Origin of the sequence: Caulobacter sp. BP25 (assembly GCF_002737755.1) — a bacterium.
In the GTDB taxonomy this organism is placed as follows: Bacteria; Pseudomonadota; Alphaproteobacteria; order Caulobacterales; family Caulobacteraceae; genus Caulobacter.
Window position 1 is genome coordinate 374,417 of record NZ_PEGH01000004.1, and the last position, 11,508, is coordinate 385,924.

The following is an 11,508-nucleotide window of genomic DNA, read 5'->3' on the forward strand; positions in this document are numbered from 1 at the left end:
CCCCCCTGAACCGGGCTTAACGCATCCTAGTCTTGCTCCAGCGTCGACACGTCGAAGCCATGGTACAAGGACAGGAACCGGAACGGGTGACCCGGAACGTACTCGGTGAACATCACATTGTTGATGTCGCGCTGGGTGTCGAAGGTTCCCACTCGCACGTCCGGAACGTGCAGCGCCACATGGTGTCGCGCGAGGTTCAGAGCGATCTGGTCGATCCAGCGCGTGACGACGTCGCGAGACAGACGATCATCGAGGAAGGCCCGCGCCCAGCGAAGCATCACTGCGGTGGCCGGTGTCGGCCGCGCCAGCAGCAGGTTGGCGGTGATCCGAGAGCCCACCTGCATATTGTCTTCGTTTTCGTTGATGACGAAGTCGGCGTCGCTCCAACGCTCCAGGAGGTCTTCCACGCCGCGCTGTAGCAGCAGGTCGATATCCGAAACGAAAACGGGTCGTTGCAAAATGTCCAGCAAGCCGCCCAGGCGTTGGAAGCGCACGGACTGATAGTGGGCGACGGGGATTTCCATCAGCCCCTTGGGCGGCGCTTCATAGCAGCGCGTCGTCACGGCCGCGCCGTCGAACCGATCGCCCATGAAGACCACTCTAGGATCCGCGACGCCAACGGTGGCGGCGGTCTGCGCGAGGCGATCCGCGCCGCCGATGACGTGGATGACCACCAGGAACGGCACGTCGCTGTACTTGATCACCGACAAGGCCAGCAAGCGCGCGTAGAGCTCGACATAACGCGCGTCAGCGGCCGCAAAGAACACGACCCGCGCACCCAGCTTGTCGGCATGCGCCTTGAGCTTCTTGGCGTTGAGGGTTTGGCCGTCACCGGTCAGGAACGTCTGGGGTCCGTCATCGGGCGCCACGGGGGTCGGCGCGGACAGGTTCGCCCCGACAAGCGCCTCGAGCACCACATGGTAGTGCATCGACCAGCCCGCCCAATCGGGTCCGGGCGGGTCGACGTCCATCGCCTTGGCCTCCACCAGCAGCGCCTCGAACGCCGACAGGCGCTCGGGCGTCAGTGGCGCGCCGAGGAGCAGGCCAAGCGCGTCGTAGTAGTATTTTAGCCGCCCCAGCGGGTGCATGCCGGAATTCGGATCACGGGCATGGGCCAGGGCCGCCGCCAACTCGGCGTCGATATCGACCGTCGACACTCCGGAGCGTCCAGCCGCCTCCTTCGCGGGAACGCCATGCAGGAAGCGCGTGAGAAGGGCCAGCGCCCGGTCTTTAGCCGGCAGGGCGCCCTCCCCGGTCAGCAGCTCGAAACGCAGCCCTCCGCGCCAACCGATCTGAAGCTCGAAACGCTCGGGCGCCTGGCTCCAGGCCGTCTCGGCCGGGAACTCCATATGCTCGATCAGCGGCATTTTGGGGGCCAGGACCAGCGCATCGTCAACATGGTCGGCGATCCATCGGTGATGAGCGTAGCCCCGGTGGGCGCCTTCAGGCCTCAGAAGCTCCAGATAGCGTGACGGCGTGCTGATCCAGCCCCGCTCGGCGAGTAGCGGCAGGTGCTCCAGAAGCGCGGATGGCCGCGCCAGGGTCTGCAGCACGTGCGGCGCGACGCAGTAGTCGAAGCGGCCGTGGCGCGCGACGTGCGCCAGGATCGCGCGATAGGTGGCCGGCTCGGACAGATCGCCGGAGAACTCACCGGCGCCGCCCAAGGTGGCGTCGCGCAGGTCCTCGGGCCACCCGGCCGGCCCCCCGCCGATCAGCAGAATCTTGAAGTCCGGGCTCTGAGCCTTGCGAGCGCGCAAGTGAGCGAACAATCCATCCAGGTCGTTGAGAGCGGTCAGACGGCCAAACTGGCGCGGCCGCGCCGCACGGCGCTTGAACAGCAGGTCGATCTGCAGAAGGCCGCCGTCCTGAACGCCTTTCAGGCGATGGAATTCGGTGACGTCGACGGGTTCGAAACCCATCGACGCCAACTGGGCGAACACGGCCTCGGCCGGCGCTGCGCCGATGTTGTAATTGACCAGCGAAATCTCGATCAGGATGTAGTCCGCGTCGCGCAGCACGGTCTCACCGCCACGCAGCACATCCAGCTCGGAGCCCTGGGTGTCGATCTTGACGAAGTCAAAGCGCCGCCCCGCGAAAAGATCATCCAGCCGCGCTTTCGGCACCGTCCGCTTGATGGCCACCTCGTCGCGGAAGAAGTCCGTGTTCTCGCGATAGAGCGAAGTCCCCGTCGATTGCAGCCATTCCTTGGTCAGGAAAAGCTCGGCCTCCCCCGTCTGGTCCGAAGCCGCCGCCATGTGTCGCTCGAACGGCAGCTTAGCCAGCGCCTCCTCGCAGAAGGGATTTGGCTCAACCAAGGTCGGGACGCAGTCGGGAAACGCCTGCAGGAAGCCGAGAGAAAAGGTCCCGATATGGGCCCCGACGTCCAGCATCGTGCGCGGCGCGTAGCCATCTAGCTGCAGCGCTTCCAGCTGCGAGCGGTTCACTGATCGAAGCCTTCCCAGATGCGCCCGTCGGCAGGCTGGGCTTTCAAGAGGTGGAGCCGGGCCAGTTCTGCGCGATACAGCGCATCGAGGTCCGGCTCGGCCTGCATCTCGCGCCCCTCCCGATCCAGGGTGGTCCCGATATTGAAGTAGGTCGAAAGGTTGGTCAGGTTCGGCCTCGGCCGCTGACCGGACTGATGCTCGGCGATCATTTCGCCATAGAGCGCCTCGAGCTTGTCCGCCAGCAGGTCCATGTCGAACAGCACGCAGCTGTCGCGATTGGCTTGAAGCGTCGCGCGCAAGGCCTTGGCCTTCTCAGGATCCGATCCAATCTCGACGGCCTTCTCCACGTAGGCGGAGGCGCTATCGACCACCAGTTCGGGAAGGCCGGCGCTACGCACTAGGCTGCCACAGACCCGCGAAGCGAAGCTGCGGCCCGACCAGGTGAGAACGGGCACGGCCATCCACAGAGCGTCCGACGCCGTGGTGTGCGCGCCATAGGGCGTGGTGTCGAGGAACAGGTCCGCCAAGGGGTAACGCGCCAGATGGTCGACGTTGGGCATCTTCGGCGCGAAGACCAAGCGGGTTCGATCCACGCCTCGCGCCTCCGCCGAGTCGCGCAGGCCGGCGTTGGTCTCGGGATTGCTGTCCAGCAGCCACAGGACGCTGCCAGGCGTTCGCTTCAGGATTTCGATCCAGCGGTCGAAGACGTGGGGGGTGATCTTCTGCGTTCCGTTGAAGCAGCAGAAGACGAAGCCATCCTCCGGCAGGCCGGCCTCCTGGCGGGTCGGGCAGGTGTCGGAGACCTTCCGGCGACGATCATTGGGCTGGTAGCAGGGGATCCGGCGGACCGCTTCGGAATAGTAGCGCTCCATCTCGGGCGGGATGATCCAAGGATCGCCGATGATGTAGTGATGGTAGTCGCTGCCCATCGTGCCAGGATAGCCCAGCCAGTTGACCAGGATCGGCGCGGGGCGACGGGCGAAGACGCCGGTCCGAGCGTCACGGGTATGGCCGTTCACGTCGACTAGGATGTCGATCCCGTCGTCGGCTATGCGTTGGGCTGCTTCGTCATCGCTCATCGGCCGGATGTCGATGAAGTGCTCGACCGCCGCGCGGATGCGGGTGTTCAGCCCATCGCTGGACTCCTTGCCGCAGTAGTAGGCGAAGACCTCGACCTTTTCCTTGTCGTGCACCTCGAACAGCTCGGCCATGAGATAGCCGACGGCGTGGTCTCGGAGATCCGATGAGATGTAGCCGATCCGCGGGCGGCGTCCCGCCAGGTCGATTGGCGCGTCGCGGCGATCAGCCCGGATTTGCTCCAGCGTCGCCTTGGCTTCGCGCTCGACGAAGTGATTGGCCGCAGCCAACTGAAGAAGAGAATCGTCCGTCAACGCCGCGACCGACAAGGGATTGACGCCCTTGAGCATGACGTCCCGAGCGACGCGCTCGGTCGGCAGCACGGCCGGCCACTTGCACTGCGACATGCGTACGGCGACCAGCTGACCGATCACGTCCATCGCGTGCGGATCAAGGTCCGCCGCACGCTGGAGCGCGACTTCTGCGCGGGCCATCTGATGCGTCTCGCTAAGCAGGCGGGCGATCTGCTTGAGGCATGTGAAGGCGTAGCCGACGTTCGCGCCGTTCGGCACGATGGACCTGTTGGCGCCGGCCTCCCAGGTGGCGATCGCCAGCTCGGTCAACCCGGCGCGCTCCTGCACGCCCCCCAGATTGACATAGGCCGGAAGGAAGTCGGCGTTCACCGCGATCGCGGCTTCCAGCGACGCCGCCGCGCCTGCGATGTCGCCCAGCGCGGCCTGAAGGACCGCGCGGTTGAAATGCGCAACGCTCAGCTGCGGATGCTGGGCGTTGAACTGAATCCAGATCTTGTAGGCTTGATCCGCAAGCGCTGGGCTATCCGCCAAGGCGGCGGTCAACCCGATCAGTTCGCCGAGCGAGAAGCTCTCGGCGGTCAGCTTGCTCAACAGGTCCAGCGTATCGACGTCAGCCATGGTCTTCCTGAAGCACTTTGAAGTGCCGACGCGAGCGCCCGATCACGGCGCACGAGTCAGCCGGGCAAGATCATGACACGCGAGAGGAACCTGGACCAATGGGCCAAATCGGCGCCTGCCGTCCGCGCTTCAAGACGCGGACGGCAGGAACCTTACTAGATGACCTTCACGTACGAGGTGACTTGATCATTGCTCAGGCTCTGGACCTGGGTCTGGGTCAGAGCGTTGGCCTGAGTGCTGGTCAGCGCCTCGATGTTCGTCGTCGACAGGAAGTCGAGCTGGGTAGTCGTCAGGCCGGGGATTTGGGTGGCCTGCAGCATGCCCATCTGCGTGGTCGTCAGGGCGGCGATCACCGTAGTGGTAAGCTGGCCGACCTGGCTCGACGTCAGCGCCCCCACCTGGGTGCTAGCCAACTCGCCGATATCCGTCGCGGACAGGCCCTTCAGCTGGGTGCTGGTCAGCGCCTTGACCTGGGTAGTGGTCAGAGCGACGGCCTGTGTCGTGTTCAGAGCGGACAGACTGGTCGCGCTGAGCGCCGCCACCTGGGTGGTCGCCAACGACGAGATCTGAGTGGTCCTCAGCTCGCCAACGTCCGTCGTCGTCAACGCCCCCAGTTGAGCCGTGGTCAGCCCCTTGAGCTGGGTGGTGCTCAGCGTCCCCACCTGCGTGGCGTCCAGCGCCGAGAACGCCGTCGTCGTCAGCGCCCCAACCTGCGTCGCGCTCAGGGCTCCCAGCTGGGTCGTCGACAGCTGCGCGGCCTGGGTTGTGGCCAGCAGGCCGACCTGCGCCGCGCTCAAGGACTCGACCTGGGTCGTGGTCAGCTCACCAATGTCGGTGGTCGTCAGCCCACTCAGCTGCGTGTTCGTCAGCCCCTTGATCTGCGTCGTCGTCAGCGCGGCCATCTGCGTCGCGTTGAACGCCGAGACGTTGGAGCCCAGGAAGTTCAGCTGCGCCGTGGTCAGCGCGCCGACCTGGGTGGTGGTCAGTTCGCCAAGATCGGTCGTCGACAGCCCGCCTAGCTGCGTGGTCGTCAGGCCCTTGATCTGCGTCGTCGTCAACGCCGCGGTCTGGGTGCTGTTCAGCGCCGAGACGTTGGTGGGCGACAGCGAGGCCATCTGCGCAACCGACAGCGTCGCTAGCTGGGTGGTCGACAGTTCGCCCATGTCGGTCGTCGTCAGGCCTTTCAGCTGCGAGGCCGTCAGCGCCTTGATGTGCGTGTCAGCCAGAGCGCCGACCTGAGTGGCGTTCAGCGCCGAGAAGCTGGTCTCGCTGACAGCCGCCAACTGGGTCGAGCTCAAGGCCGAGACCTGGGTCGTGGCCAGGGCCCCGACATTGGTCGTCGTCAGAGCACCCGCCTGAGCCACGGACAGGCCCTTGAGCTGCGTGGTGGTCAACGCCCCGATCTGCGTGGTGTTCAGCAGCTTGATGTTGGTGGTGGTGATCGCCCCCAGCTGCGTCGAAGACAGGCCCCGATCTGCGTCGTCGACAGCTGCTGGACTTGCGTGTCCTTCAGCGCCCCGACCTGCAGCGCCGTCAGCGACCCAACCTGCGTGCTCGTCAGCTCGCCGACATCCGTCACCGACAGACCACTCAGCTGCGTCGTCGACAGCCCCGCAACCTGCGTCGTGGCCAGCGCCCCCACCTGCGTGCTCGTCAGCGCCGAGACGTTGGCCGGCGTCAGCGCCCCCATCTGCGCCACGCTCAGCGCGCCGATCTGGGTCGTGGTCAGCTCACCGATGTCAGTGGTCGTCAGGTTCTTGACCTGGTCGGTCGTCAGCGCCTTGACCTGCGTGGTCGTCAGCGCCCCCACTTGCGTGGCGTTCAGCGCCGAGAACGCCGTCGTCGTCAGCCCCGCGACCTGCGCCGTTGTCAGCGCACCGACCTGGGTCGTCGTCAGCTCGCCAATGTCCGTCGTCGTCAGGTTCTTGACCTGGTCTGGCGTCAGCGCCCTGACCTGGCTCGTCGACAGCGAACCCACCTGGGTGGCGTTCAGCGCCGAGAACGCCGTCGTCGTCAGCGCCGCTACCTGCGTCGTGCCAAGCGCCCCGACCTGGGTCGTCGTCAGCTCGCCAATGTCCGTCGTCGTCAGCCCCTTCAGCTGCGACGTCGTCAGAGCTTGAACCTGCGTCGTGGCCAGCGCCCCAACCTGGGTCGAGTTCAGCGCCGAGATGTTGGTCGAAGACAGCGCCGCAACCTGGGCCGTCGACAGCGTCGAGATCTGGGTCGTGGCCAGGGCCGCGACATTGGTCGTCGTCAGCGCGCCCGCCTGAGCCACCGTCAGGCCCTTGACCTGCGTGGTCGTCAGCGCACCGATCTGCGTGGCGTTCAGCAGCTTGATGTTGGTGGTGCTGATCGCACCGACCTGCGTCGAGGACAGGCCCCCGATCTGCGTCGTCGACAGCTGCTGGACTTGCGTGTCCTTCAGCGCCCCGATTTGCAGCGCCGACAGCGCCCCAACCTGCGTGCTCGACAGCTCGCCGACGTCCGTGGTCGACAGGCCGCTCAGTTGCGTCGTCGACAGCGCCGCCACCTGCGTATTGGCCAGCGCCCCAACCTGCGTGCTCGTCAGCGCCGAGACGTTGGTCGCAGTCAGCGCCCCCATCTGCGCCGCGCTCAGCGCGCCGATCTGGGTCGTCGTCAGCTCACCGATGTCGGTCGTCGTCAGGTTCTTGACCTGATCGGTCGTCAGACCCTTGATCTGCGTCGTCGTCAACGCCGCCGTCTGGGTGGCGTTGAACGCCGAGATGTTGGCCCCCAGCGCCGTCAGCTGCGGCGTCGTCAGCGCCGACACCTGGGTCGTCGCCAGCTCGCCAATATCCGTCGTCGTCAGCCCCTTCAGCTGCGACGTCGTCAGCGCCTGGATCTGCGTCGTCGCCAGCGCGCCAACCTGCGTGCTCGTCAGCGCCGAGATGTTGCTCGAGGACAGCGCCGTCAGTTGCGCCGTCGTCAGCGCCGACACCTGCGTCGTCGCCAGCTCGCCCATGTCCGTCGTCGACAGCGCGCCAAGCTGCGCCGTCGTCAAGGCCTTGATCTGGTTGGCGCTCAGCGCCCCCACCTGGGTGGCGTTCAGCCCGGTGACCACCGAGGTCGCCAAAGCCGCCACCTGCGTCGTCGCCAGACTGCTGATCTGGGTCGTCGACAGCTGCGCGGCCTGGGTCGTGGCCAACACGCCGATCTGGGCAGCGCTCAACGCGCCGACCTGGGTTGCGGTCAGCTCACCGATGTCGGTGGTCGTCAGGTTCTTGACCTGGTCGGTCGTCAGCGCCTTGACCTGCGTGGTCGTCAGCGCCCCCACTTGCGTGGCGTTCAGCGCCGAGAACGCCGTCGTCGTCAGCCCCGCGACCTGCGCCGTTGTCAGCGCACCGACCTGGGTCGTCGTCAGCTCGCCGATGTCGGTCGTCGTCAGGTTCTTGACCTGATCAGCCGTCAGCGCCCTGACCTGGCTCGTCGACAGCGAACCCACCTGGGTGGCGTTCAGCGCCGAGAACGCCGTCGTCGTCAGCGCCGCTACCTGCGTCGTGCCAAGCGCCCCGACCTGGGTCGTCGTCAGCTCGCCGATGTCCGTCGTCGTCAGACCCTTCAGCTGCGACGTCGTCAGAGCCTGAACCTGCGTCGTGGCCAGCGCCCCAACCTGGGTCGAGTTCAGCGCCGAGATGTTGGTCGAAGACAGCGCCGCAACCTGGGCCGTCGACAGCGTCGAGATCTGGGTCGTGGCCAAGGCCGCGACATTGGTCGTCGTCAGAGCCCCCGCCTGAGCCACCGTCAGGCCCTTGACCTGCGTGGTCGTCAGCGCACCGATCTGCGTGGCGTTCAGCAGCTTGATGTTGGTGGTGCTGATCGCACCGACCTGCGTCGAGGACAGGCCCGCGATCTGCGTCGTCGACAGCTGCTGGACTTGCGTGTCCTTCAGCGCCCCGATTTGCAGCGCCGACAGCGCCCCAACCTGCGTGCTCGACAGCTCGCCGACGTCCGTGGTCGACAGGCCGCTCAGCTGCGTCGTCGACAGCGCCGCCACCTGCGTATTGGCCAGCGCCCCAACCTGCGTGCTCGTCAGCGCCGAGACGTTGGTCGCGGTCAGCGCCCCCATCTGCGCCGCGCTCAGCGCGCCGATCTGGGTCGTCGTCAGCTCACCGATGTCGGTCGTCGTCAGGTTCTTGACCTGATCGGTCGTCAGACCCTTGATCTGCGTCGTCGTCAACGCCGCCGTCTGGGTGGCGTTGAACGCCGAGATGTTGGCCCCCAGCGCCGTCAGCTGCGGCGTCGTCAGCGCCGACACCTGGGTCGTCGCCAGCTCGCCAATATCCGTCGTCGTCAGACCCTTCAGCTGCGACGTCGTCAGCGCCTGGATCTGCGTCGTCGCCAGCGCGCCAACCTGCGTGCTCGTCAGCGCCGAGATGTTGCTCGAGGACAGCGCCGTCAGTTGCGCCGTCGTCAGCGCCGACACCTGCGTCGTCGCCAGCTCGCCCATGTCCGTCGTCGACAGCGCGCCAAGCTGCGCCGTCGTCAAGGCCTTGACCTGGTTGGCGCTCAGCGCCCCCACCTGAGTGGCGTTCAGCCCGGTAACCACCGAGGTCGCCAAAGCCGCCACCTGCGTCGTCGCCAGGCTGCTGATCTGGGTCGTCGACAGCTGCGCGGCCTGGGTCGTGGCCAACACGCCGATCTGGGCAGCGCTCAACGCGCCGACCTGGGTTGCGGTCAGCTCACCGATGTCGGTGGTCGTCAGGTTCTTGACCTGGGTGGTCGTCAGCGCCTTGACCTGCGTGGTCGTCAGCGCCCCCACTTGCGTGGCGTTCAGCGCCGAGAACGCCGTCGTCGTCAGCCCCGCGACCTGCGCCGTTGTCAGCGCACCGACCTGGGTCGTGGTCAGCTCGCCGATGTCGGTCGTCGTCAGGTTCTTGACCTGATCAGCCGTCAGCGCCCTGACCTGGCTCGTCGACAGCGAACCCACCTGGGTGGCGTTCAGCGCCGAGAACGCCGTCGTCGTCAGCGCCGCTACCTGCGTCGTGCCAAGCGCCCCGACCTGGGTCGTCGTCAGCTCGCCGATGTCCGTCGTCGTCAGACCCTTCAGCTGCGACGTCGTCAGAGCTTGAACCTGCGTCGTGGCCAGCGCCCCAACCTGGGTCGAGTTCAGCGCCGAGATGTTGGTCGAAGACAGCGCCGCAACCTGGGCCGTCGACAGCGTCGAGATTTGGGTCGTGGCCAGGGCCGCGACATTGGTCGTCGTCAGCGCGCCCGCCTGAGCCACCGTCAGGCCCTTGACCTGCGTGGTCGTCAGCGCACCGATCTGCGTGGCGTTCAGCAGCTTGATGTTGGTGGTGCTGATCGCACCGACCTGCGTCGAGGACAGGCCCGCGATCTGCGTCGTCGACAGCTGCTGGACTTGCGTGTCCTTCAGCGCCCCGATTTGCAGCGCCGACAGCGCCCCAACCTGCGTGCTCGACAGCTCGCCGACGTCCGTGGTCGACAGGCCGCTCAGCTGCGTCGTCGACAGCGCCGCCACCTGCGTATTGGCCAGCGCCCCAACCTGCGTGCTCGTCAGCGCCGAGACGTTGGTCGCAGTCAGCGCCCCCATCTGCGCCGCGCTCAGCGCGCCGATCTGGGTCGTCGTCAGCTCACCGATGTCGGTCGTCGTCAGGTTCTTGACCTGATCGGTCGTCAGACCCTTGATCTGCGTCGTCGTCAACGCCGCCGTCTGGGTGGCGTTGAACGCCGAGATGTTGCCCCCCAGCGCCGTCAGCTGCGGCGTCGTCAGCGCCGACACCTGCGTCGTCGCCAGCTCGCCAATATCCGTCGTCGTCAGACCCTTCAGCTGCGACGTCGTCAGCGCCTGGATCTGCGTCGTCGCCAGCGCGCCAACCTGCGTGCTCGTCAGCGCCGAGATGTTGCTCGAGGACAGCGCCGTCAGTTGCGCCGTCGTCAGCGCCGACACCTGCGTCGTCGCCAGCTCGCCCATGTCCGTCGTCGACAGCGCGCCAAGCTGCGCCGTCGTCAAGGCCTTGACTTGGTTGGCGCTCAGCGCCCCCACCTGGGTGGCGTTCAGCCCGGTAACCACCGAGGTCGCCAAAGCCGCCACCTGCGTCGTCGCCAGGCTGCTGATCTGGGTCGTCGACAGGAGTCCGGTCTGGGTCGCGACGAGGGCGCCGACCTGCGCCACGCTCAGCGCCGCGATCTGGGTGCCGGTGAACTGACCAACGTCCGTGGAGCTCAGCCCTTTGATCTGGTCAATGGTAATGCTGCGGACTTGCGTCGTCGACAGAGCGCCGACCTGGGTTGAGTTCAGCGCCGAGAAGGAAGCCGAGGCCATGGAGGCCATTTGAGCGGCGGTCAGCGCGCCGACTTGCGCGGCGGACAGCTCGCCGACGTCGGTCGTGTTCAGACCCTTGATCTGGGTGACGCTGAGCGAGCTGATCTGCGTCGTGCTGAGCGCCCCGACCTGGGTGCTGCTCATCGCCGAAACGGCCGTCGAGCTGATGGCCGCCAGACGATCAGTCGCGATCGCCGCGATCTGGGTGCTGGCGAATTCGCCAATGTCCGCCGCCGACAGCCCCTTCAACTGAGAGGCGGTAACGCCCTGGATCTGGGTGGTGTTCAGAGCGCCGACTTGGGTGGCGTCCAGCACCGAGAAATTCGCCGAAGACAAAGCGCCGAGCTGCGTCGCGCTAAGAACGGAAATGCGGGATGTGTCGAGCGCCGCCAGCTGCGTCGAGGTCAGCGCCTGAACCTGCTGGGTGGAGAGTTGCTGTAGCTGGGTGCCGTTAAAAGCAACGGAAGTCGCGAACTTCGGAATCTGTGTGGTCGTGAGCGCCTTGACCTGAGTCGTGCTCAGCGCCGCGACTTGGGTGCCGGCGAGCGCGCCAATCCCGGTCGCGCTGATGGCCGCGACTTGCGAGGTGCTCAGCGACTGAATGTCGGTGGTCGAGAGCGCCTGGATAGCAGTGACCGACAGCGCCGAAATTTGAGCGGTCGAGAGGCCCGAGATCGACATTCATCCATCCTTCTGACGGACGCGCGCGTGCAACGCGTCATCTAAATACAAAGCAGAAAGACGCCCCCCG

Annotated in this window: 4 protein-coding genes; all 4 read right to left on the bottom strand. The window is 66.3% G+C overall.

What is annotated here, in order from left to right:
* Positions 1–26: 26 nt before the first annotated feature.
* Positions 27–2,444, bottom strand: coding sequence for an FkbM family methyltransferase (locus tag CSW59_RS03010; protein WP_236632142.1), 2,418 nt, complete (start codon positions 2,442–2,444; stop codon positions 27–29).
* Positions 2,441–4,453 carry an N-acetylglucosamine transferase gene (locus CSW59_RS03015; protein WP_099442630.1) on the bottom strand — a complete coding sequence of 671 codons (2,013 nt, stop codon included), beginning with the start codon at positions 4,451–4,453 and terminating at the stop codon, positions 2,441–2,443. Before CSW59_RS03015 ends, CSW59_RS03010 begins: the two co-directional genes overlap by 4 nt.
* A 155-nt stretch (positions 4,454–4,608) precedes the next feature.
* Positions 4,609–5,847: an ice nucleation protein gene (locus CSW59_RS21125; protein WP_236632143.1), complete on the bottom strand. Its 1,239-nt coding sequence runs from the start codon at positions 5,845–5,847 to the stop codon at positions 4,609–4,611.
* A gap of 20 nt (positions 5,848–5,867) precedes the next feature.
* Positions 5,868–11,438: an ice nucleation protein gene (locus CSW59_RS21645; RefSeq protein WP_304441812.1), complete on the bottom strand. Its 5,571-nt coding sequence runs from the start codon at positions 11,436–11,438 to the stop codon at positions 5,868–5,870.
* Positions 11,439–11,508: the final 70 nt, after the last annotated feature.